General features: G+C 68.0%; 14 protein-coding genes and 1 pseudogene. 8 read left to right on the top strand and 7 right to left on the bottom strand.

Annotation, left to right across the window (positions count from 1 at the left end; all coding sequences use genetic code 11):
• Positions 1–6: 6 nt before the first annotated feature.
• Genes cysD through JI739_RS02725 form a run of 4 tightly spaced genes read right to left on the bottom strand, consistent with a single transcriptional unit; the run spans position 7 to position 3,867 of the window.
• Positions 7–939: a sulfate adenylyltransferase subunit CysD gene (gene cysD / locus JI739_RS02740; RefSeq protein ID WP_201682302.1), complete on the bottom strand. Its 933-nt coding sequence runs from the start codon at positions 937–939 to the stop codon at positions 7–9.
• Positions 936–1,673 (bottom strand): phosphoadenylyl-sulfate reductase, encoded by a 738-nt coding sequence (locus JI739_RS02735; RefSeq protein WP_201682301.1) that lies wholly within the window; start codon positions 1,671–1,673, stop codon positions 936–938. Before JI739_RS02735 ends, cysD begins: the two co-directional genes overlap by 4 nt.
• Positions 1,673–2,062, bottom strand: a complete 390-nt coding sequence (locus JI739_RS02730) for a DUF934 domain-containing protein (protein ID WP_201682300.1) — start codon at positions 2,060–2,062, stop codon at positions 1,673–1,675. The genes JI739_RS02735 and JI739_RS02730 overlap by 1 nt, the downstream gene beginning before the upstream one ends.
• Positions 2,062–3,867 carry a nitrite/sulfite reductase gene (locus tag JI739_RS02725; protein WP_201682299.1) on the bottom strand — a complete coding sequence of 602 codons (1,806 nt, stop codon included), beginning with the start codon at positions 3,865–3,867 and terminating at the stop codon, positions 2,062–2,064. Before JI739_RS02725 ends, JI739_RS02730 begins: the two co-directional genes overlap by 1 nt.
• A 275-nt stretch (positions 3,868–4,142) precedes the next feature.
• Between JI739_RS02725 and JI739_RS02720 the strand changes: the two genes are divergently transcribed.
• A complete protein-coding gene (locus JI739_RS02720) occupies positions 4,143–13,736 on the top strand; it encodes a hemagglutinin repeat-containing protein (protein ID WP_201682298.1) in 9,594 nt (3,197 codons plus the stop codon).
• Positions 13,736–14,011: a YrhB domain-containing protein gene (locus JI739_RS02715; RefSeq protein ID WP_201682297.1), complete on the top strand. Its 276-nt coding sequence runs from the start codon at positions 13,736–13,738 to the stop codon at positions 14,009–14,011. The genes JI739_RS02720 and JI739_RS02715 overlap by 1 nt, the downstream gene beginning before the upstream one ends.
• A 560-nt stretch (positions 14,012–14,571) precedes the next feature.
• Here JI739_RS02715 and JI739_RS02710 read toward each other — a convergent pair.
• Positions 14,572–14,853, bottom strand: a complete 282-nt coding sequence (locus tag JI739_RS02710; RefSeq protein WP_201682296.1) for a hypothetical protein — start codon at positions 14,851–14,853, stop codon at positions 14,572–14,574.
• A 359-nt stretch (positions 14,854–15,212) separates the two neighbouring features.
• On the opposite strand from JI739_RS02710, the pseudogene JI739_RS24800 reads away from it, so the two are divergent.
• Positions 15,213–15,589: pseudogene (locus tag JI739_RS24800) on the top strand (DUF6258 family protein).
• A gap of 194 nt (positions 15,590–15,783) precedes the next feature.
• Complete coding sequence (locus JI739_RS02705) at positions 15,784–16,614, top strand: hypothetical protein (RefSeq protein WP_201682295.1); 831 nt, start codon at positions 15,784–15,786, stop codon at positions 16,612–16,614.
• A gap of 23 nt (positions 16,615–16,637) precedes the next feature.
• Here the strand turns inward: JI739_RS02705 and JI739_RS02700 are convergent, their stop codons facing one another.
• Positions 16,638–17,099, bottom strand: a complete 462-nt coding sequence (locus JI739_RS02700; RefSeq protein ID WP_201682294.1) for a hypothetical protein — start codon at positions 17,097–17,099, stop codon at positions 16,638–16,640.
• 208 nt (positions 17,100–17,307) lie between these two features.
• Between JI739_RS02700 and JI739_RS02695 the strand changes: the two genes are divergently transcribed.
• The 4 genes from JI739_RS02695 to JI739_RS02680 are packed head-to-tail and all read left to right on the top strand — an operon-like array spanning position 17,308 to position 22,107.
• Positions 17,308–19,644, top strand: a complete 2,337-nt coding sequence (locus tag JI739_RS02695) for a bifunctional salicylyl-CoA 5-hydroxylase/oxidoreductase (RefSeq protein ID WP_201682293.1) — start codon at positions 17,308–17,310, stop codon at positions 19,642–19,644.
• Positions 19,645–19,690: 46 nt separating this feature from the next.
• Positions 19,691–20,542, top strand: coding sequence for an enoyl-CoA hydratase family protein (locus JI739_RS02690; RefSeq protein WP_201682292.1), 852 nt, complete (start codon positions 19,691–19,693; stop codon positions 20,540–20,542).
• Between the two features lie 3 nt (positions 20,543–20,545).
• Positions 20,546–21,694, top strand: coding sequence for an acyl-CoA dehydrogenase family protein (locus JI739_RS02685; protein ID WP_201682291.1), 1,149 nt, complete (start codon positions 20,546–20,548; stop codon positions 21,692–21,694).
• Entirely contained in the window at positions 21,691–22,107 is a 417-nt protein-coding gene (locus JI739_RS02680) for a RidA family protein (protein ID WP_201682290.1), read from the top strand. Before JI739_RS02685 ends, JI739_RS02680 begins: the two co-directional genes overlap by 4 nt.
• Here the strand turns inward: JI739_RS02680 and JI739_RS02675 are convergent.
• Positions 22,011–22,394 carry a hypothetical protein gene (locus tag JI739_RS02675; protein ID WP_201682289.1) on the bottom strand — a complete coding sequence of 128 codons (384 nt, stop codon included), beginning with the start codon at positions 22,392–22,394 and terminating at the stop codon, positions 22,011–22,013. The two genes, JI739_RS02680 and JI739_RS02675, sit on opposite strands and share 97 nt — an antisense overlap.
• Positions 22,395–22,468 lie beyond the last annotated feature (74 nt).

Genomic DNA, 22,468 nt, shown 5'->3' with positions numbered 1-22,468 from the left:
TCGTCATCAGAAGTAACCGTCCTTCTTGCGTTTTTCCATGGAGGCTTCGGACGTCTTGTCGTCCATGCGCGTGGCGCCGCGCTCGCTCACGTCGACGGTGAGGGTTTCCAGCACCACCTCGGCCGCGTTGGCCGCGGGGCTGTCCACCGGGCAGGTGCAGGTGATGTCGCCCACGGTGCGAAAGCGGACGGTGCGGGTCTGCACGGTTTCGCCTTCACGCGGCGGTGTGAGTTCGGTCACCGGCACCAGCAGGCCCTTGCGCTCGACCACCTGGCGCTGGTGCGCGTAGTAGATCGAGGGCAGGGCGATGGCCTCGCGCTCGATGTACTGCCACACGTCCAGCTCGGTCCAGTTGGAGATGGGGAACACGCGGAAGTGTTCGCCTGGCTGCAGGCGCGTGTTGAACAGCGTCCACAGCTCGGGCCGCTGGGCTTTGGGCTGCCACTGGCCGAAGCTGTCGCGGTGCGAAAAGATGCGTTCCTTGGCGCGGGCCTTTTCCTCGTCGCGCCGGGCGCCACCGATCAGCGCATCGAAGCGGAATTCCTCGATGGCCTCCAGCAGCGTGACCGACTGGTGCACGTTGCGCGACTCACCCGGATGGGCCAGGCGCACGGTGCCGCGCTTCATCGAATCCTCGACGCTGCGCACGATCAGCTCGGCCCCCAGTTCGCGCGCGCGCAGGTCGCGGAACTCGGTCACCTCGCGGAAGTTGTGCCCGGTGTCGATCATCAGCAGCGGATACGGAATGCGGCCGCGGCCGAAGGCCTTTTCGGCGCATCGCAGCAGCACGAGCGAGTCCTTGCCGCCGGAAAACAGCAGGGTCGGGCGCTCGAAGGCGGCGGCGACTTCGCGCAGCACGAAGATCGCCTCTTCTTCCAGGGCGTCCAGGTGCTGCGTGCTGACCGGGGCCAGCAGCTGGGGGGCGGTGCGTGCGTTCATGCGGGGTTCCGTTCTGGGGCAGGCTCGTTGTTCTTGACGTGCAGGCCGCATTCCTTGGCGGCTTCGTCTTCCCACCACCAGCGGCCGGCGCGGAAGTCCTCGCCCAGGCTGATGGCCCGGGTGCAGGGCGCGCAGCCGATGCTGGGGTAGAACTGGTCGTGCAGCGCGTTGTAGTCCACGCCACGGGTGGCGATGTAGTGCCACACGTCGCCCCAGGTCCAGTCGGCCAGGGGGTTGAACTTCAGGCGCGCTTCGCTGGTGTCGACCAGGGGCACCTCGGCCCGGGCGCTCGATTGCTCGCGGCGCAGCCCGGTGATCCAGGCGGACTGTCCCTGCAGGGCGCGGGACAGCGGTTCGAGCTTGCGGATGTGGCAGCAGGCCTTGCGCAGCTCGATGCTGCGGTACATGGCGTCCTTGCCTTCGCGTGCGACGAACTGCACCGTGGCCTCGGCCTGCGGCTGGTACACCTCCACCGGCGCGCGAGAGGTGGTGCGGGTGCGTTCCAGCAATTGAAGCGTTTCCGGATGCAGCATTCCGGTGTCGAGCACGAACACGGGGATGTCCAGCTCCAGGGCGTTGATCAGGTGGGTGATCACCACGTCTTCGGCGCCCAGGCTGGACGCCTGCTTGAGCGGCGAATGCCCGGTCGCGGCGCGGCGCAGCAGTGCCTGGGTCTCGGCCAACTTGGCATCGAATCCCGCGGAGGGTCGGGCGTGCAGGTCGATCGCTCCCATCAGGCGGCCTCGCGGAACGGGGGCTGCGGCTTCACGGCGTCGCCTTGGTAATAGGCGGGGTAACGCTCGAACTGGCGAAGGGCGTGCGCCACGTCCTGGTCGGCGCGCAGCACGGCGCTGGAAAAGCCCGTGCGCTGCAACTGCACCAGCTGGTCGATCAGCACATCGCCGGTGGCGCGGATCTCGCCCGTGAAACCGCGGCGACGGCGCAGCAGGAAGGCCTGGCTGAAGGCGCGGCCGTCGCTGAACTTGGGGAAGTGCAGGTCGATGCGCTCGACGCCTTCGAGCGACAGCGCGAGCGGATCGGCATCGTTGGGCACGGTCAGCACGCGCGGCTCCTCGCCAGGCTGGTGGCCGTCGGCCTCGATCAGGTTCAGGGTCAGCTGCATCACGCCACCTCCTTGGCGGCCAGGCGGGCGCCGTTGGCGGCGGCCTTGAAAGGGTCCGGGCCGACGCGGCGCAGGGTTTCGATGAAGGACTCGGCCTTGTCGCCATGGCTGCGGCGCTCACGGCGGTAGGTGTCGAGCACGGCCTCGATCACCTCGGGCACTTCGGCGGCCGAGAACGAGGGGCCGACCACCTTGCCGGCGGCCGGGTCGCCCGAGAGCAGCGAACCGTCCGAGCCGCCGAGCGTGACCTGGTACCACTCCTTGCCGTCCTTGTCGACGCCGAGGATGCCGATGTGGCCGCTGTGGTGATGGCCGCAGGAGTTGATGCAGCCGCTGATGTGCAGGTCGATCTCGCCGATGTCGTGCAGCTCGTCGAGGTCTTGGTAGCGCTGGGTGATGGCTTCGGCAATGGGCAGCGAGCGCGCGTTGGCCAGCGCGCAGAAGTCGCCGCCGGGGCAGGCGATCATGTCCGTGAGCAGGCCGATGTTGGCCTTGGCCAGGCCGGCCTTGCGGGCGGCCTGCCACAGGGCAGGCAGCTCCTCGGCACGCACCCACGGCAGCAGCAGGTTCTGGTCGTGCGTCACGCGGGCTTCGCCAGCCGAGAATCGCTCGGCCAGGTCGGCGGCGATGTCGAGCTGCTCGCCGGTGGCGTCGCCGGGCGCCTGTCCCAGCCGCTTGAACGACAGCGTCACCGCGCGCAGCTGCGGGTCCTGGTGGGCGCCCACGTTGGTCTGCAGCCAGCGCTGGTAGGCCGGGTCGAGGTCGATCTGGTCGGACTCGGGGTGCAGCTTCGCGGGAGCCGCCGACAGGCGAGGGGGCACGAAGCACGCGCTGACGCGGTCCAGCTCGGCTTGCGTGATGGTGTGGGGCGCGCCGTCGGCCTCGACGATTGATGCGTACTCGGCCTCCACCTCGTCGATGTAGCGCTGGCCCTCGGCCTTCACCAGGATCTTGATCCGCGCCTTGTACATGTTGTCGCGGCGGCCCCAGCGGTTGTAGACGCGCACCACGGCCTCGAGGTAGTTGAGCACCTGGTCCCAAGGTAGGAACTCGCGGATCACCGTGGCCGTGACCGGGGTGCGGCCCATGCCGCCACCCACCAGCACGCGGAAGCCCAGCTCACCGCCCGGGTTCTTCACCAGGTGCAGGCCGACGTCGTGCCAGAAGGTGGCCGCGCGGTCCTCGGCGGCGCCGGAGACCGCGATCTTGAACTTGCGCGGCAGGAAGGCGAACTCGGGATGCAGCGTGCTCCACTGGCGCAGGATCTCGCAGAAGGGGCGCGGATCGGCGATCTCGTCGGGCGCGACACCGGCGGTGGCGTCGGTGGTGATGTTGCGAATGCAGTTGCCGCTGGTCTGGATGCCGTGCATGTCCACGCTGGCCAGCAGCTCCATCACGTCCGCGCTCTTGGCGAGCGGAATCCAGTTGAACTGCACGTTTTGCCGCGTCGTGAAGTGGCCGTAGCCCGCCGTGAGGCGCGAGTGGGCAAAGCCGCCGCCGGGCAGCGGCACCGGGCCCAGCGCGTCCTGCTTGGCGCGGGCGTCGGCAAAGATGTCCGCGGTCGGTTGGTCGTATTCACGCGCGATGCGGGCCAGCACGCGAAGCTGGGCGCTGGAGATCTCGCCGTAGGGCACGGCGATGCGCAGCATGGGCGCGTAGCGCTGGATGTACCAGCCGTTCTGCAGCCGCAGCGGTCGGAACTCGTCTTCGCCAAGCTCGCCGCGCAAGTTGCGCTCGAGCTGGTCACGGTACTGGGCGGCGCGGGCGCGCACGAATTGCCGATCGAACTCTGTGTACTGGTACATGGCGCGCGACTCTAGTCAGGCGTCATATGGATCCAAACGATTTTTTCGTGCTCGTCTTATTCGGATATGCATATGCGCGAGAACCGGCGCGGGCTCGCGGGCTGAAGTTCGCGGCATCTGGATATGGCCACCGGTCTTGCTCATCCATTGAACGGTCGAAGTTCTGGCTGGACAGCCCACGACCCTCCGCTTAGTATCTTCGGCCTACAAATAAGCCAACCCGCCTAGACGGCTCCTCCGGCCGCAGGCGGCACGGCTTGCCAGGGAGGCCACCTTTGATCCGTCACGACGCTGTCCGCGCGCTCGCTCTTGCATGCCCGTCAACCTCGAGTTCGCAGGTCCATCCGCACGCGCCCCGCCTGCGTCGCCTGGCCCGGTTCTTCACCGCCTTCTTCATCGCCCAGACCCTGCTGTCGGCCGCGCCGGGCTATGCGCAGCTGGCCGCCTCCACTTCCGCGCCGGCCAGCCAGCGGCCGCTGGTCACCTCGGCCCCCAATGGCGTGCCCATGGTCCTGATCGCGCCGCCCACGCGCGGCGGCGTCAGCCGCAACAGCTACGAACACTTCAACGTCGCGCCCCCCGGCCTGATCCTCAACAACAGCGTGGTCGCCACGCCCACCCAGCTGGGCGGCCGGGTCGGGGCCAACCCGCTGCTGGGTGGCACGCCGGCGCAGGTCATCCTCAACGAAGTCACCAGCACCCACGCCAGCCACCTGCGCGGCGTCATCGAAGTCGGCGGCCACCGGGCCAACGTCGTCATCGCCAACCCCAACGGCATCAGCTGCGATGGTTGCGGCTTCATCCACACCTCGCGCGCCACGCTGGGCACCGGCACACCGCTCTTCGCACCCGACGGCAGCCTGCGCGCGCTCGACGTGCGCCAGGGCACCATCGAAGTCGGCCCGCAGGGGCTGGACGGCACGGCGCTGCAGCAACTCGACCTGCTCGCGCGCGGCCTGCTGCTGCGCGGCGAAGTCTTCACCCCGCAACTGCAGGCGCTCATCGGCGCCAACGAGGTGCTCTACGACAGCCTGCAGCACCAGGGGCGCCCGGGCATCGGCGCGGCGCCGCAGTTCGCGGTGGACATCAAGGACGCCGGTGGCATGCACGCCGGGCAGATCCGCCTGGTCGCCACCGACAAGGGCCTGGGCGTCAACAGCACCGGGCGGCTGTCCACGCTGCAGGGTGACCTGGTGCTCTCGGCCGACGGCCAGCTCACGCTGCGCCACACGCAGGTGGCGGGCAACCTGCACCTGTCCAGCCCCGGGCGGGTGCAACTCACCGGCGACACGCAAGCGGGTGCCGTGGCGCACCTCACGGCCGGCGGCGGCCTGGCCAACAGCGGCGAGTTGATCGCGCCCTCGCTGCAACTGCGCACGCCCTCGCTGGACAACAGCGGTGTCGTCGCGCAGCTCTCGGCCAAGCCCTTGCTCCTGACCTTGCCAGACGGCTTGCGCAACTCGGGGCTGATCCACGCGGGCGGGGACCTGCAGCTGCAGGCTTCGCGCATCGACACGGCGCCGAGCCAAGGCGGCGAGATGCGTGCCACCGGCGCGCTGCACATCGAAGGCGCGCAACTGCAACTGAGCGGGCAGACCCTGCAGGCCAACGAAGGCGTGAGCATCCTGGCCGAGTCGCTGCAGATGACGGACAGCCAGGCGCTCTCGGCCGCAGCCGTGGTCCTGCGCAGCGAGGGCGCCGCGAACGTCGAGCGCAGCCGGCTCGCGGGCGCGCAGGTGGACATCACGGCACAGGGCGCGGTGGGCTTCACCGCCAGCTCGGCGCAATCGGACGGGCTCTTGCGCCTGGAGGGCGAGGGTGTCTCCACCGCCGGCTCGCACCTGTCCGCGCAGCGCCTGCAGCTCGATGCGCGCGGCGGCCAGCTGGACAACCGCGGCGGCCAGCTGCTGGCGCGCAGCGAAGACGCCGCCGCGCTCGACCTGCACGGCCAGGCGCTGGACAACACCGGTGGCGAACTGTGGACCGATGGTGGCCTGCAGCTGCGCACGCCGGGCGGCGTGAACAACAGCGGCGGAACCATCGGCGCCGCGCGCGCCGACCTCTCGCCCATGGCCTTCCTGAACAACACCGACGGCCAGGTCTTCTCCCGCACCAACCTCAGCCTGCAGGTGGGCGAGCTGCACAACCCAGGCGGTGCGGTGATGAGCGACGGATCACTGCACGTCCAGGCGGCGGACAAGATCGACAACGCCCGGGGGCTGCTGCAGGCGCAGGGTGACCTCACGTTGCAGACCTCGGGCCAGCTGCTGTCCAAGGATGGCGAGTTCTTCGCCGGCGGCCAGCTCTCGGTGCAGGCGCGCGAAGCCGACCTGCGCGGCGCCACCGCCTCGGCCGGGGGCGAGCTGCAGGTGCAGGCCAGCGGGCTGAACACCGAAGGCGCCAAGGTCGCGGCCCAACGGGTGCGCATCGAACTGGGTGATGGCCAGTGGAGCAACGTCGAAGGCCAGGTCGTTGCGACCGAGCAGCTGGTGGCAGATGCCCGGCACATCGACAACCGCCAGGGCGTGCTCGCCGCCCACACCGTCGACCTGCGCGGCACCATCACCAACACAGAAGGCGTCATCTTCGGCACACAGGCGGTGGACCTCAAGGGGCCGGACGTGGACAACACCGCCGGCGTGATCGAAGCCGGCGCGGGCGGCGTGCGCATCGACGCTAAAACGCTGCGCAATGCCCAGAGCGCCGACAAGGCTGGCATCTACAGCGCCGGCGACATCGACCTCGAAGCCGGCGAGCTGCACAACCAGGCCGGCACCGTCAGCGCGAAGGGCGCGCTCACGGCCACGGCCAAGACGATCGACAACCACGAGGGCCTGCTCGCCGCCCACACCGTCGATCTACGTGGCCAGATCACCAACACCGAAGGCGTCATCTCCGGGCGCCACTCGGTCGACCTCACCGGCCCCGGCGTTGACAACACCGCCGGCGTGATCGAAGCGGGCGCCGGCGGCGTGCGCATCGACACCCAGGGCCAGACGCTGCGCAACAACCAAAGCGGCAAGGACCGCGGCATCGTCAGCGCCGGGGAGATCGACCTGAAGGCCGGCGTGTTGGACAACCAGACCGGCTACATCGGCGCGGCAGGCCCGCTCAAGGCGGCAGCCACCACCCTCGACAACCGCCAGGGCACGCTGCTGGGGCTAGCTGCCAACGAGCTCACGGCCACCACCCGCATCGACAACCGAGGCGGCGCGATCCTGGGCGACGCGGGCGTGCACCTGCGCACCCCCTTCCTGGACAACAGCGGCCCGGACAGCGTGGTGTTTGCCGGGCGCGACCTGCACATCATTGATGCCCAGGCCGTGCACAACACGGGCACAGGTGGCAACCCGGGCGGCGACACACCGCAGGACCTCAATTCCGGCCTTCTCGCCGGGCGCCACCTCCACCTGAGCGCCAACAGCCTGGACAACCAGGCCGGTGCCCTGCTCGCCGGCGGCCAGGCCACGCTGCAGATCGACGCCATCGACAACGCGGGCGGCCAGCTCGCGGCCGCGCAGCTGAGCGTGCGCGGCCGCTCGCTGCACAACGACGCGGGCCGCCTCGACGCCACCGACACCCTGTCCGCCAAGCTCGCCACCATCAGCGGCAGCGGCGTGATTGCCTCGCAAGGCGACATCGACATCGACCTGCAAGGCGACCACACCCAGCGCGGCGACATCGCCGCCGGCGGCGACTTCACCTTCACCACCACCGGCCAGCTCACCAACCAGGCGCACCTGAGCGCCGGCAACGCCCTGACCATCGACGCCCAGGCCTTCACCAACGAAGCCCAGGGCGTGGTCAGCGCCAAGAAGACCACCGTCAAGGTGACTGGGGACATCGTCAACGACGGCCTCATCAACGCCGCGGCCGGCGCCACCACGCTCACCGCTAGGCAGCTGCGCAACCGCGGCCGCATCTACGGCCACGACGTGGACATCACCGCCGATGTCGACAACGAGCCCCGGGCCGTCATCGCCAGCCGCGTGGGCGACGTGCACATCACCGGTCGCCTGCGCAACACCGGCCAGGCCCTGGTCTACAGCGGCCGCGACCTCACCCTGCGCGGGCCCGTGGACAACATCGGCGCCGGCCTGGAGGCGCAGCGAAACATCGTCTTCACCGCGCCCCTGAACAACCGCAACGCGGGCCTCGTGACCGAGCAACGCACCCGCACCGAAAGCATCGACAAGGTCTACATCCAACCCAGCTCCCGCAACGAGCGTTACGCGCTCGGCGAGCTCCCGCTCGTGCCCTTCGAGGCCGGCCGCTACGTGCTGCCCGGCAGCAAGTACCCCGCCGAGCTGGGGTTGATGCACCTGCGACCGGCTTTCCACTGCGACATGGGCGGCGGCGACGACTCGACGTCCTACCAGTGCACGATGAACTACGACCTGCAGGATCCGATCTGGTCGCGGCTTGAGGTCACCCTGCCGCAGGCGCCGCAGCCGCTTGGGTCGCAGTGCGAGGCCTCCAACAGCCCCGCCTGCACCGAAGCCCTGCAAGCCCTGGCCTCGTACCACGAACAGCTGCAGCAGCAAGCCTACAAACTGGACGAGGCCATCGCAGCCTTCAACGCCGACCTCGACAGCCGCTACGTCTCCGACTGGCACCAGACCCACCTGACCGAACGCCAGGTCACCGAAACCGTCGTCACCGCCACCCAGCCCGGCCGGGTGCGTGCCACCGGCACCGTCACCCTGGCTGGCGGCGTGAACGAAGACAGCTCCATCGTGGCTGGCGCCCCGGTACTGGGCGAGGCGCCCAACAACCTGGCCGCCCAAGGCACCCGCGACACGCTGGAGCTGGGCAGCAGCTCCTTCAGCTCTCAAAAGCACCACGGTGGCTGGAAAGAAAGCTTCGAGCGCGTGACACAGACGCCGCAGCCCTGGTCCGTGCCAAAGCACGACACCTTCGCGCTCGACACGCTCAACCAGCCGCTCGATGCCAGCGCAGCGCCCTCGGCCCCCGCACTGTCGCGCGCCGCCCCCGCCGTCGTCCCGCGCAACGCCCTGGCCGCCCAGCCGCTACAGGCCCTGGCCGCCGATCGCCAGGGCGCGGACACTCCCCCGACCGACCGTCCCCTGCGCGGCAGCCTGCTGGCCGCCGCCCTGCGCCAAAGCCAGCAAGAGGCCGTGCAGCAAACCCGCGCGAGCCTGGCCGCCACCGCCTGGGCCGCCCCGCAGCCGCTCTCACCCGGCCAGGCCTCCCGCGCCGCCCCCCGTGCCCCGCCGGCACCCCCCAAGGCCCAGGGCTACACCACCGCCAGCGCCAGCTTCGCCGTCGCCGCCCCGGCCAACCGCCTCTACCGCATCGAGCGCGGCCCCAGCCAGCCCCTGGTGCAAACCGACACCGACTTCCTGGGCGGCCAGACTTACCTCTCCAGCACCGACCGCCTCACCATAGACCCCGGCCTGCAACTGCAGCGCTATGGCGACGGCTTCGCCGAGCAGCGCCTGGTGGACGACCAGATCCTCGCGCTCACCGGCCGGCGCTTCCTGGCCGGCTACCAGGACACCGAAGCCGAATACCTGGCCCTGCTCGATGCCGGCCACCTCTTCGCCCAGCAATACCAGCTCACCCCCGGCGTCGCCCTCTCGGCCGAGCAGATGGCCCTGCTCACCACCGACATCGTCTGGCTCGAGCCGCGCGAAGTGCGCCTGCCCGATGGCAGCGTGGCCACCGCGCTCGTGCCCATCGTCTACCTGCGCCGCCCCATCGACGGCGACTTCACGCCCACCGGCGCCCTCATCGCCGGCAGCCGCATCGACCTGCGCACCACCGGCGACCTCACCAACAGCGGCACCCTCGTCGCCCACGACGGCACGGCCCACCTGCAGGCGCGCAACCTCACGAACAGCGGCACCGTGGCCGGGCGCAACGTGCAGCTGGACGCCGACGAGACCTTGGACATCGCCGGCGGCGCCGTCCACGGCCAGGGCGCCAACAGCCGGGTCAGCCTCAACGCGCGCGACATCATTGCCCGCACCACCACCCAGACCACCGAAACCCAGGTCGCCGGCCCCCACGGCACCAGCACCGGCCGCTCCACCAACGTCGACCGCATCGCCACCATCACCGGCGCCCACCTCGGCTTCAACGCCGAGAACAACCTGCACCTGCAAGGCGCCTCCGTGCAGGCCACGCAGGACCTCCACGCCCATGCCGGCGGCGCCCTCACCGTCGACACGGTGGCCACCGGCTATGCGCTGGACGTACCCCTGGCGCACGGCGGCTACTACCGGCAACAGGCCAGCCAGCACCAGGGCACGCAACTCGCCGGGCAGAACATCACCCTGAGCACCGACGGCAAGCTGCAGATCACCGGCAGCAACCTGCGCGCGCAAGACAAGCTGCTGCTCGATGCCGACACCCTCGACGTGCGCGCGGCCATCGAGACGCTCGACACCGACCGGCAAGGTGCCAGCGAAGGCGGCCGCGAGCGCCTGTCCACCCGCGAGCAGGCCCTCACCGGCGGCCAGCTCAGCGCCGGCGGCTCGCTCACCACCTACTCGAAAGGCAACACCACCTTCGCCGGCGCCCAGCTCACCGCCGAACGCGGCGCGCTCACCGCCACCGCCGGCGGCGACCTGCACGCGACCACGCTGCAAACCGAGAACAGCCAGCTGCACGAGCGGCAAAGCCAAAGCCGCGCCACCTTCTCCAGCCAGCGCCACGCCAGCAGCAGCCAGGGCCAGTCGACCACGAACCACGGCAGCTCCCTGGAGGGCGCCACCGTGCACCTGCAGGCCGGCCAGGTGGGCGCCGACGGCAAGCTCGCCTCGGGCCACCTGCACATCACCGGCAGCCAGGTCGTGGGCGAGGGTGACGTCACCCTCCTGGGCGGCCAGATCACCCTCGACGCCGCCACCGACCGCCACAGCAGCCAAAGCTCCGAGCTGCACCGCCGCTCCGGCTGGGGCGCTGCCGGCAGCATCTCCGTCGGCACCCAGCAGCAGGAGAGCGCACACACCGAGAGCCACGCCAGCGCCTCGGGCAGCACCGTCGGCAGCCTGAAAGGCGACCTGCGCATGCACGCCCAGGCGGGCGACCTCACCGTCACCGGCAGCCACGTGCAGACGCCCCAGGGCGCCGTCGATGCCATGGGCCGCCGGATCCTCGTGCAGGAGGCCCGGGAAAGCACCGCCACCACCGAGGAGCAGCGACACCGCCAATCGGGCCTGAGCGTGGGCGTCAGCGGCGGGCTGATCGATGCCGCACGCACCCTCGACCAGGTGGCGCGGGCCGCCGGCGACACCCAGAGCGGCCGCATGCAGGCACTGGCCGCCGCCAGTGCCGCCCTGACCGTGGGCAACGCCGCGGCCCAGGTCGCCAAAAACCCGGCCGCCGCCGCCAACGTGACGGTCAGCCTCAGCATCGGCACCAGCAGCAGCGAAAGCAAGAGTGATCGGCAGGAGCAGCGCGCCGCCGGCTCCAGCTTCGAGGCAGGCAACGGCGTTCGCATGCAGGCCACCGGCGCCGGCAAGGACTCGAGCATCACCGTCCAGGGCAGCACCGTGGATGGCGGCAAGGGCCGTGTGCGCTTCGACGCCGAAGGCGATGTCAACCTCGTGGCCGCCAGCAACAGCGTCCAGGAGCACACCAGCCACCGCAGCTCCAGCGCCAGCGTCGGCGTGGGCTACACGGCCGGCCCCCAGGGTGCCGGCTTCGGCGTCACCGTCGCCGCCAGCGCCGCCAGCGGCCACAGCGAAAGCAGCGACAAGAGCTGGACCAACACCCAGATCCTCTCCGACGACGGCGTGGAAGTGCACACCGGCGGCGACCTCACCATGAAGGGCGCGGTGATCAAGGCGCCCGAGTTCAAAGGCCGCGTCGCCGGCGACCTGCACCTGGAAAGCCTGCAGGACACCGCCCAGTACACCAGCCGCAGCCGCACCGACGGCGGCAGCGCCACCTTCGGGGCGGGCGGCGGCGGCAGCGGCAGCGCGTCGCGCAGCAAGGTCGACAGCAACTTCGCCAGCGTCAAGGAGCAGACGGCGATCCGCACCGGTGACGGCGGCTTCGACCTGGAAGTGGGCGGCAAGACCCGCATGGTGGGCGCGGCCATCACCAGCTCGGACAAGGCGGTGCAGGAGGGGCGCAACCGCTTCGAGGGTGAGGCGCCGGAGCTGGTGGACATCCAGAACAGCGCGAGCTACCGGGGCACGAGCATCGGCGGGAGTGTGTCGGGCAGCGCGGGGCAGGAGGGTGCCAAGGAAGGCACCCCCGCAGCCTCGGCAGGCCTGCGCGGCGGCAGCGCCGGCTTCGGCTCGGCATCGGGCAGTGCCAACAGCGTCACAAGGGCCGGCATCAGCGGCATCGCGGGGGACAAGGACGCGCGCACCGGAGATGCCGAAACGGGCATCGCGCCAGTCTTCGATGCGCAACGCGTGCAGAAGGACATTGACGCGCAGCGCATCATCACGCAGGTCGCGGGGCAGCAAGGGGCCAAGGCCATCGGCACCTACGCCACCGCGCAGGAGGACAAGCTGCGTGCGCAGGCAGCCGCCGAGACCGATCCGCAGCGCAAGCAGGAGTTGGAGCAACAAGCATCGGAATGGGCCGAAGGCGGCAGCCGCCGCGTTGCACTGCACGCCACGCTAGGCGCAGCCGTGGGTGGCCCGGCCGGTGCGGCGGGTGCCGCTGCAACCGCCTACGCGGCACCGCTGCTTGAAGAGCTGCAGCAAGGCATTCAAAACAGCCTGCGCGATGCCGGTGCGCCCGAAGGTGCCGCGCGTGTTGCGGCGCAGGCGGTCACCGGTGGTGTGGCCGTTGGGATTGGGGGCTTGGCTGGGGGTGGAAGCGTGGCCGGCGCGGCCGGTGGTGTGGCGGTCGACCTCAACAACCGGCAACTGCATCCGCGTGAGATCGACTGGATCAAGCAGAACGCCAGACGCTTCGCGCAACAGCACGGCATCTCTGAAGAGGCTGCCGAACAGCGGCTAGCGCAGCAGGCGTTCAAGCAGGTGCAGGTCGGTGTCGAAGGCGAGTGGGACGTCCCGGCTCAAGCCTTCCTGCGCCAATCGGGTCCGCAGCTGCTGCCGTACGACGCCATGAACCCGGCGCTGGATCAAGGCCGGATGTTCCATGCCACGCCGAGTGAACGGGCCGACCCGTTGATGTACCAGCGAGAGAGCCAGGCGACCCCCGAGCTTCAAGCCTTCCACGAGCGCAACGGCATCAAGCAACCCACCTCGCAGCAGGTTGCGGCCACAGCCAACCTCGACGGCACGCAGCGCGAGCAGGTGCGCAGGCAGACGTGGCAGGCGGCGGCGGTGGCGGGTACGTTGATATTGGCGCCTGCCCTGAGCGGCATCGCGGCAGAAGTGGTCGCGTTCGCCAAGAACCCGTACCTGTACTGCCTCGGAAATCCGACGGGGTGCCTGGTTGCGGCCGAGTCGACGGTGACAACTGCGGCTGGTGTGCCGGCCAGCGGTGTGTCATTGCCCAATCCAGCCTCAGCGGCCAGGACCGCGGGTGCCACGGAAGGAGCTGGCTCCGTACGCAGCGTGAACACGATTGGTGGCACCATGAACTGTGTCAATTGTTCGATTGCCACAGACGCAACCTTAGCGGGCCGCCCAACATCTGCCCTCGGGGGTGGGCCGTTTCGAATCGATGTGCTAGAGAGGACGTTTGGTAGCTCGTTTGGACAGGCTGGCCCTATCAGCGACGTCGCCGCAGCAGTAGCTGCCGCAGGTCCCGGAGCACGAGGAATCGTTTTCGGCTCCCGAGGGAACGGCGAGGTCGGGCACGTGTTCAATGTAGTCAATCAAAACGGCATCGTCCGGTTCTTAGACGGGCAAACCGGTCGGGCCGCTTCGCTCGATGGGTATCATAGTTTTCAATTGTTGAGGACGAACTAATGCATAGCCTTAACCGAGAATCCGCCATTGCACTAGCCCGCAAAAGGATCAATTCACTCGCCGATGCGGTCGGCGATCAATTCGAAATATTGCCTGATTCCACCAGGGAGATAGACCAAGGATGGGTGATCTTTTTCAACACGGCGGACTTTGTACGGACACAAAACCCGGCCTCAGCACTTGCGGGTAACAACCCGATTCTTGTGACCCACGACGGCGTGATACACGAGTTGCCAAGCGCGATCCCCTGGGAACAGGCGGTGAGATCTCTCTGAAGCGGCAGGGCCGCAGCGTGCCACGGTGGGCGCAGCTTATGGGGACCTTGCTTGCGCCAGCGGAGTTGGCGCCCAGCAGAACCAACCGATGACGATGCCGACTAGAACGGCAGTTGCAGACGCAGCCAGCGATGTCAGCCGCTACGGCTGCCACTGCTATGAGCTTAGCTGCCGACTCCGTAGAGCAGTTGGCGCGTCCGGACATGGGAAAGGTGCTGAACGATTCGCTTGCTGCAATACTGCAAGACCGGATTGAAAAGCGGATCCCCCTCGCAGCCCCTGTGGTCAACAAGCTAGTTGAATTGTGGAAGAGTTCCGGCACGAGCCAAGACCTTCGATCGTGGAGCAATAGCGCTTGGGAAAACTACTGAGGAGTGCGGAAATGAATCGGTTCGTACGCGATGGGCGGCTTACAGGGCTCGCAGAGCTAGTGCTAGGGATTATGGTTCTCATTGGATTTTTTGGAGTCCCATTCTTTGCCCCCCCCGCACTGGCTTGGAATTCCACTTTTGATCGTCTCGATCTTTGCCGCAGGGGTACTCATGTTCGAGGAACGCGCTTCAGCAATCGGGCTCAAGCCATTCGCACGCGATCCGCTGGGCTGGCGAAGTGCCAAGCAGACCTATCAGCGCGACGACAACCAGCCGTAGCAACAACGAAAACCCATCGAAAATGAGAAGCAAAGTAATTCCATCCCCAGCGACTGCAACTCTGGTTCCTTGGCCTGAATAGCGCAGTCCGTCGGACTGCGCCTGGGAGCTCGTGCCCCACGCGTTGCTGCTGTTTGGCGTGGCATTCATGATCATCCCGGCGAGCCTTGGATGGTTGGCGTTCTGAAGCATGCGCTCCTCATGTTTTGACTGTTTTTTGTTATTGTCATTGAGTACAACCCGCCATCAAGCCAGGTTCGGGCAAGTAACCGAAGTGCGCGCGCCAGACGGGCGCGGTGTGCAATACGGAGCTGACGGCGGATTTCTGGGTTTCCTAGAGCCGACTAAATGAACTTCAGCATCGAACTTGCAAGTGTTGCAGACCGCGATGATGTCGTGGCGGATCTGGTGGGGTGACCCAGTGGTGGTTGAGCTGCGTCCCGGCAAGGCCATCATTGGACCTGAACGGTAACGTTGTTCCTTGGAACAGCCCCGCGGCGCATTGGCCGATCAAGTGAGCCACGATGGACGAAGTTTAAGTCTCGAAGACCATTTACCTGGGCGATCGCGGCTGCAAGTCGATATTGATTGATGGCTGGAAGTCCGAGGTGAAACTCCAGGTTACCTGCATTCCTCGAGTTCGAAAGGACAGTTGGAATTACTACACCGAACAAGACTTGTACGACGGTTTTGTTGTCTTCGAGGGAGTTCAAGCATCATCTTTGAGCCGAATGGTTTTATCCCGAACGATCTGATAAATGACTTGATAGTGGAGTCTAAATCCCATGACAGATCCGACTGCTCAGTGGCTATCAGTGTGGATTCTGTTGATCAGGCGGGCAATCGAACCCCAGTGCGAATAACGATCGTTGCTGAAAGGATTGCCCTGGAAGATGTAGAAAGGCCAGGGCAGATAATTACAAAATAGAGGCCGTTGGATATCCGGGAGGGAGTAGCTGGAGTACCGCTGCTGCCGTGCGAACTTCTCGATTCAATGCCCGGATAAGCATCGTCCAGCTGCTGCGATCAAATCTCATCCCCGGCCAGTTCGTGCGGGCTCCCACAGGAGTTCGCCCGGCCTGTGGGATTCACACGTGGGCGCTATCCACCTCAGGGAGGACCATGCGAAAACCATTCATCTCGTTCGCGCTCGCCGCACTTTTTCTGTCCGGCTGCGCCACCCCCACTTTGAAGGACCACAACCGGAAGGCCATCGAGAATGCCCGGCAAATCGAGATCATCTACAACGCCGAAAGGCAGCATGTGCAGCATAAGGCGGGCGAAAACGCCAGGGCCGGAGCAGGCATGCTCGGCGTTTTTGGCGCTGTTGGAGCGATCGCAGGCGCTGCCACGATGTATGGGTTGGAAAAGGTCGCGAAGGATCAAAGCGAGGAGCGGACGATTGCGTTCAATCGCGAACTGGAGCCCCTGCGTGCAGGCTCGGACATGAACCGCGACTTCGCCGAGCGCTTGGCCGAGCTGTTGCGCGCCGAGGGGCGCGTGGTCAAGCTTACCGAGGTGCGACGCCTGCCAGGCTCGATCGTTGGAGCGCGTGAGCCGGAGCCGAGGGCGCCCGATCCCGTCTGCGGCGCCGGTACCTGTCCACACGCATCTAGCGCGTCTCCGGACGCGGTGTTGCCGCTTGCCGGAAACGGCTACCAGGCCTCGCCCGGATATACCCCGCTCCTGCTACGAGTGAACACCGGCTACACGGCCTCCCAGATTCACTATCCTTATGAGCCGGCCGTGCTCGTAGAGTCGGCGCTGATCGACCCCGCAAGTCATCGTTATCTGGTGCACCACCGCTGGGATTACGGCGGCACTAAAGATCGCAAGACCTATCAGCTGTGGGAAGACCTCGCCGCTGACGTCGGCCGGGCCCGCGAACAGGTGCGCGGGATGCTCGCGGCGGTCAACCCTAACGACGTGAAGAAGGCTCTGCTCGACTTCTAGCGCGCAGGAGCTGAGAAACCCCCTCACTCCACCACCATGCACCGAACCGTCACGCACTGCCGGTTCCAGGCCTCGATCTCCTGCGCCGACGCCGTCGCCGGATCCGGCTTGCGCAGGACCGGCGGCGGCGCTTCCTCGCGTGGCAGGGGCGCGACCTGCGGATCCGTGGACAAGGGCACGTAGCAGCTGCGGTCGCCCGGCTCGCAAGTGGCGTTCCACACGGCCAGGTCGAGGTCGGGGATGCGGCAGCCAGCCTGCGGGGCGCAGGTCTGGTTGTACTGGTAGAGCTCCAGCGCGGGCGTGCCCCACCAGGTGAAGGTGCGCGGGTCGCCCACCGTGGCGGCCGTGCCGGTGGATTCGCCGTCCGCGGCCTGCGACCGCATCTCCGTCCCCCCATCGCCGCCTCCGCCACACGCAGTCAAGGCCAGCGCGAGCAGCAGCGCCGAGGCGGTTTGGACGGAGGTCACAGGGCGGGCGAGGTTCATGGAGCGTCTTCCACGGTTGGGTTGGGCAAATGATCGGTCGAGCCCGCCAGGCCGTATGTCATCCATTGCCGCGTGTAGCTCGGCCGTTGTCCGACACGAAAAAGTCACACCGGCGAAGCCATGGCACATCGCCGCGCCGCCTCACCCACCACGTCGACAGTCGCCCAAAATTGCTTTAGACTTAAACAATCAAGGCTTGGAGAAACCCATGAAGATCGTGTGTATCGGCGGTGGACCCGCGGGTTTGTATTTCGCCCTGCTGATGAAGAAGCAGAACCCCGACCACGACATCACGGTGGTGGAGCGAAACCGGCCTTACGACACTTTCGGCTGGGGCGTGGTGTTCTCCGACCAGACGCTGGGCAACCTGCAGGCCGCCGATGCGCCCACGGCCAACGAGATCCTGGGGGCGTTCAACCACTGGGACGACATCGAGGTCAACATCCGCGGCCACCGCATCCGCTCCGGCGGGCATGGCTTCTGCGGCATCGGCCGCAAGCGGCTGCTGAACATCCTGCAGCGGCGCTGCGAGGACCTGGGCGTGCGGCTCGTCTTCGAGACCGACGTGCAGAGCGACGACGCCTATCCCGACGCCGACCTGATCATCGCCAGCGACGGCCTCAACAGCCGCGTCCGCACCCGCTACGCCGGCACCTACCAGCCCGATATCGACCTGCGCGAATGCCGCTTCGTCTGGCTGGGCACGCACAAGAAGTTCGAGGCCTTCACCTTCGCGTTCGAGGAGACGCCGCACGGCTGGTTCCAGGCGCACGCCTACCAGTTCGACGGCGACACCTCCACCTTCATCGTCGAGACGCCCGAGAGCGTGTGGCAAAGCGCCGGCCTGGACCGCATGGAGAAGGAGGAATCCATCGCCTTCTGCGAGCGCCTGTTCGCCAAGTACCTCGATGGCCACAAGCTGATGTCCAACGCCACGCACCTGCGTGGCTCGGCCCAGTGGATCCGCTTTCCGCGCGTGGTGTGCAAGACCTGGGTGCACCACAACGGCCGCCAGCCGGTGGTGCTGATGGGCGATGCCGCGCACACGGCGCACTTCTCCATCGGCTCGGGCACCAAGCTGGCGTTGGAAGATTCGATCGAGCTGGCCCGCTGCATCGGCGCGCGCGGCGGCGACCTGGCGCAGGCGCTGCGCGACTACGAGGCCGTGCGCAGCGTCGAGGTGCTCAAGATCCAGAACGCCGCGCGCAACTCCACCGAGTGGTTCGAGAACGTGTCGCGCTACGTCAACCTGCCGCCCGAGCAGTTCGCCTATTCGCTGCTCACGCGCAGCCAGCGCATCAGCCACGAGAACCTGCGCCTGCGTGACCGGCAGTATGTGGAAGGCTACGAGGACTGGGTGGCCGAGCAGTCGGGCGTGCATCGCGCGCCCACGCAGCAGCCCATCCCGCCCATGTTCACGCCCTGGCAAGTTCGCGGGCTCAGGCTCAAGAACCGCGTGGTGGTCTCGCCCATGGCGCAGTACTCGTGCGTCGATGGCGTGCCCGGCGACTTCCACCTGGTGCACCTGGGCGCGCGTGCCCTGGGTGGCGCCGGACTGGTGATGGCCGAGATGACCTGTCCCTCGGCCGATGGGCGCATCACCCCTGGCTGCCCCGGCCTGTGGAACGACGAGCAGGAGGCGGCCTGGCGCCGGATCGTGGAGTTCGTGCACGGCAACAGCGACGCCAGGATCGGCATGCAGCTGGGACACGCTGGCCCGAAAGGGTCGACCCGCGTGCCGTGGGAGGGCGAAGACCTGCCGCTGGTGGAGGGCAACTGGCCGCTCATCTCGGCGTCGCCGCAGCAGTACCTGGACGGCGTGAGCGACTGGGCCCGTGCCATGACGCGCGAAGACATGGACCGCGTGCTCCAGGACTTCGTGAGCAACACCCGGCGCGCCGTCAATGCCGGCTTCGACTGGCTGGAACTGCACTGCGCCCACGGCTACCTGCTGTCCGCCTTCATCTCTCCGCTGACCAACCACCGCACCGACGAATACGGCGGTTCGCTGGCCAACCGGCTGCGCTACCCCCTGGAGGTGTTCGCCGCCATGCGCGAAGTGTGGCCGGCACACCTGCCGATGTCGGTGCGCATCTCGGCGCACGACTGGGTGGAAGGCGGCATCACGCCCGATGACGCGGTGGAGATCGCGCGCGCCTTCAAGGCGGCGGGCTGCGACGCCATCGACTGCTCCTCGGGCCAGGTGAGCAAGCTGCAGAAGCCGGTGTACGGCCGCATGTACCAGACGCCTTTCGCCGATCGCATCCGCAACGAGACCGGCATCGCCACGATCGCCGTGGGCGCGATCAGCGAGGCCGACCATGTCAACAGCATCGTCGCCGCCGGTCGCGCCGACCTGTGCGCGGTGGCGCGCCCGCACCTGGCCAACCCGGCCTGGTCGCTGCTGGAGGCCGCGCGCATCGGCTACCACGACGTGCCCTGGCCGGTGCAGTACCGCTCGGGCAAGTCGCAGCTCGAGCGCAACCTCGAGCGCGAGAAGGCGATGGCCGCCACGCCCGCGCCGCTGCGCGCCGAGGAAGGGTGATCCCGAATGCCACCACGAACCCAACCCACCACAAGGATCGCCTGACATGAACCCAGACCTGCATCCCTCGCTGGCCGCGGGCAACCACCAGCAGTTGTCCGACTACGCGGCGCGGCACTTCCTGTGGCAGGCCGAAGGCGGCGTGGCCACGCTCACGCTGAACCGGCCGGACCGCAAGAACCCGCTCACCTTCGATTCGTATGCCGAGCTGCGCGACCTGTTCGGCCGCCTGAAGTTCGCCACCGACATCCACGCCGTGGTGCTGGCCGGCGCGGGCGAGAACTTCTGCTCCGGCGGCGACGTGCACGACATCATCGGGCCGCTGGTGCGGCTGAAGGCGCCCGACCTGCTGATGTTCACCCGCATGACCGGCGACGTGGTCAAGGCCATGCGCGCCTGCCCGCAACCCATCGTGGCGGCGGTGGACGGCGTGTGCGCGGGGGCTGGCGCCATCCTGGCCATGGCGTCCGACCTGCGCCTGGGCACCGCCCGCAGCAAGACCGCCTTCCTGTTCAACCGCGTGGGCCTGGCCGGCTGCGACATGGGCGCCTGCGCCATGCTGCCGCGCATCGTGGGGCAGGGCCGCGCGAGCGAGCTGCTCTACACCGGCCGCTCGCTGGGCGGGGAGGAGGGCGAGCGCTGGGGCTTCTTCAACCGGTTGTGTGCGCCCGAATCGCTGCTGGCCGATGCGCAGAAGATGGCCCACGACCTCGTCGCCGGGCCCACTTTCGCCAACGGCATCACCAAGACCATGCTGCACCAGGAGTGGGCCATGACGCTCGACCAGGCCATCGAGGCCGAGGCCCAGGCCCAGGCGCTGTGCATGCTCACGCAGGATTTCACGCGGGCCTACGAGGCCTTCGTGGCCAAGCAGCGGCCGGTCTTCGAGGGCGACTGACCCATGCAAGCCGACGCACTCGACTGGCCCTTCTTCGAGGACCACCACCGCCAGCTTGCCCGCGAACTGGACGACTGGGCCACCCGCGAACTGCAAGCCCACCACGACGCCGACGTCGACGCCGCCTGCCGCACCCTGGTGCGCCAGCTGGGCGAGGGCGGCTGGCTGCGGCACGCCGTGGCGCAGCCCGGGCAGGCCGTGGACACGCGCGCCATCTGCCTGGTGCGCGAGACCCTGGCGCGCCACAGCGGCCTGGCCGATTTCGCCTTCGCCATGCAGGGCCTGGGCTCGGGCGCGATCAGCCTGCAGGGCACGGCCGGACAGCAGGCGCGCTACCTCGAACGGGTGGCCAGTGGCAAGGCGATCGCGGCCTTTGCGCTGTCGGAGCCGCAGGCCGGCTCCGACGTGGCCGCCATGCAATGCGCCGCGCGCATCCAGGGTGACCACGCCGTCATCGACGGCGAGAAGACCTGGATCTCCAACGGCGGCATCGCCGATTTCTACGTGGTGTTCTGCCGCACCGGCGAGGCGCCGGGCGCGCGCGGGTTGTCGGCCTTCATCGTCGACGCGGACAACCCGGGCCTGCACATCGCCGAGCGCATCGAGGTCATCGCGCCGCATCCGCTGGCCCGGCTTCGCTTCGAGAACTGCCGCGTGCCGCTGACGCAGCGCATCGGCGCGCCGGGCGAAGGCTTCAAGGTCGCGATGCGCACGCTCGACGTGTTCCGCACCTCGGTGGCCGCCGCAGCCCTGGGCTTTGCGCGCCGGGCCTTGCATGAAGGCCTGTCCCATGCCACCAGCCGGCGCATGTTCAACCAGGCGCTGGCCGACTTCCAGCTCACGCAGGCCAAGCTGGCCGACATGGCCACCACCGTGGATTCGTCCGCCCTGCTGGTGTACCGCGCGGCCTGGCTGCGCGACCAGGGCCGCACCGTCACGCGCGAGGCCGCCATGGCCAAGCTCGCGGCCACCGAAGGCGCGCAGCGCGTGATCGACCAGGCGGTGCAGATGTTCGGCGGCCTGGGCGTCACGCGTGGGCAGGTCGTCGAAAGCCTGTACCGCGAAATCCGCGCACTGCGCATCTACGAGGGCGCCAGCGAGGTGCAGCAGCTGATCATCGCCCGTGAACTGCTCAAGGAGAACAAGGCATGAATGCAAGCGATGTGGCCAAGCGGGCGGTGTTGCCCGAAGGCTGGGCGCGCCCCAAGGGCTATGCCAACGGCGTGGTCGCCAGCGGCCGCCAGGTGGTGGTGGCCGGCATGATCGGCTGGGACGCGCAGCAGCAGTTCCAGACCGACGACTTCGCCGGGCAGGTGCGGCAGGCCCTGTGCAACGTGGTCGAGGTGCTGCGCGCCGGCGGCGCCGAGCCCCGGCACATCGTGCGCATGACCTGGTACGTGACCGACAAGCGCGAATACATCGCTGCCGGCCGCGACATCGGCCGGGCCTTTCGTGAGCTGATCGGCGACTACGACATCGCCATGACGGCGGTGGAGGTGAGGGCGCTGATGGAAGACCGGGCGAAGGTGGAGATCGAGGTGACGGCGGTGGTGCCGCAAGGGTGAGGGGGGGCTTGCTTTCCGGGCTCGGCGATCTGCGGAGCGGTGAGCCATTCGGTGCCGGTCAGGATGGCGCGGTGTGCGTCAGCTTCCATCCGCGCGCGCTGGATATCGAGCGCAGTCGGTTGGACATCACCCAGGAACAGTGCGACCAGCTGTCGTCGCTTTTCCTGGCGGTACTCGGACCGCAGTTCCATGGCGGCGATCGCCAGTTGGGGCAACAGTTCTTCCACGGCTTCACGCTCCTGTTCGATGCCGGGCTTGTTCAGGTTCACACGGAAGACGAACTGCATAGGGGCTCCGTGGTGCGAAAGGTGTGATCAGCATGGGCTGGTTCGCATTGATCGCAGCATCTGGCGTTCAGTCC

It is taken from the genome of Ramlibacter aurantiacus, from assembly GCF_016722895.1.
GTDB classification, from domain to species: domain Bacteria; phylum Pseudomonadota; class Gammaproteobacteria; order Burkholderiales; family Burkholderiaceae_C; genus Ramlibacter; species Ramlibacter aurantiacus.
This window is presented reverse-complemented; position numbering and strand designations above follow the sequence as displayed.

What these genes read in the sequence shown, in the direction of transcription:
- cysD (WP_201682302.1), bottom strand. Translation starts at nt 939, where the DNA reads ATGAACGCACGCACCGCCCCCCAGCTGCTGGCCCCGGTCAGCACGCAG.
- JI739_RS02735 (WP_201682301.1), bottom strand. Translation starts at nt 1,673, where the DNA reads ATGGGAGCGATCGACCTGCACGCCCGACCCTCCGCGGGATTCGATGCC.
- JI739_RS02730 (WP_201682300.1), bottom strand. Translation starts at nt 2,062, where the DNA reads ATGCAGCTGACCCTGAACCTGATCGAGGCCGACGGCCACCAGCCTGGC.
- JI739_RS02725 (WP_201682299.1), bottom strand. Translation starts at nt 3,867, where the DNA reads ATGTACCAGTACACAGAGTTCGATCGGCAATTCGTGCGCGCCCGCGCC.
- JI739_RS02715 (WP_201682297.1), top strand. Translation starts at nt 13,736, where the DNA reads ATGCATAGCCTTAACCGAGAATCCGCCATTGCACTAGCCCGCAAAAGG.
- JI739_RS02710 (WP_201682296.1), bottom strand. Translation starts at nt 14,853, where the DNA reads ATGCTTCAGAACGCCAACCATCCAAGGCTCGCCGGGATGATCATGAAT.
- JI739_RS02705 (WP_201682295.1), top strand. Translation starts at nt 15,784, where the DNA reads ATGCGAAAACCATTCATCTCGTTCGCGCTCGCCGCACTTTTTCTGTCC.
- JI739_RS02700 (WP_201682294.1), bottom strand. Translation starts at nt 17,099, where the DNA reads ATGAACCTCGCCCGCCCTGTGACCTCCGTCCAAACCGCCTCGGCGCTG.
- JI739_RS02695 (WP_201682293.1), top strand. Translation starts at nt 17,308, where the DNA reads ATGAAGATCGTGTGTATCGGCGGTGGACCCGCGGGTTTGTATTTCGCC.
- JI739_RS02690 (WP_201682292.1), top strand. Translation starts at nt 19,691, where the DNA reads ATGAACCCAGACCTGCATCCCTCGCTGGCCGCGGGCAACCACCAGCAG.
- JI739_RS02685 (WP_201682291.1), top strand. Translation starts at nt 20,546, where the DNA reads ATGCAAGCCGACGCACTCGACTGGCCCTTCTTCGAGGACCACCACCGC.
- JI739_RS02680 (WP_201682290.1), top strand. Translation starts at nt 21,691, where the DNA reads ATGAATGCAAGCGATGTGGCCAAGCGGGCGGTGTTGCCCGAAGGCTGG.
- JI739_RS02675 (WP_201682289.1), bottom strand. Translation starts at nt 22,394, where the DNA reads ATGCAGTTCGTCTTCCGTGTGAACCTGAACAAGCCCGGCATCGAACAG.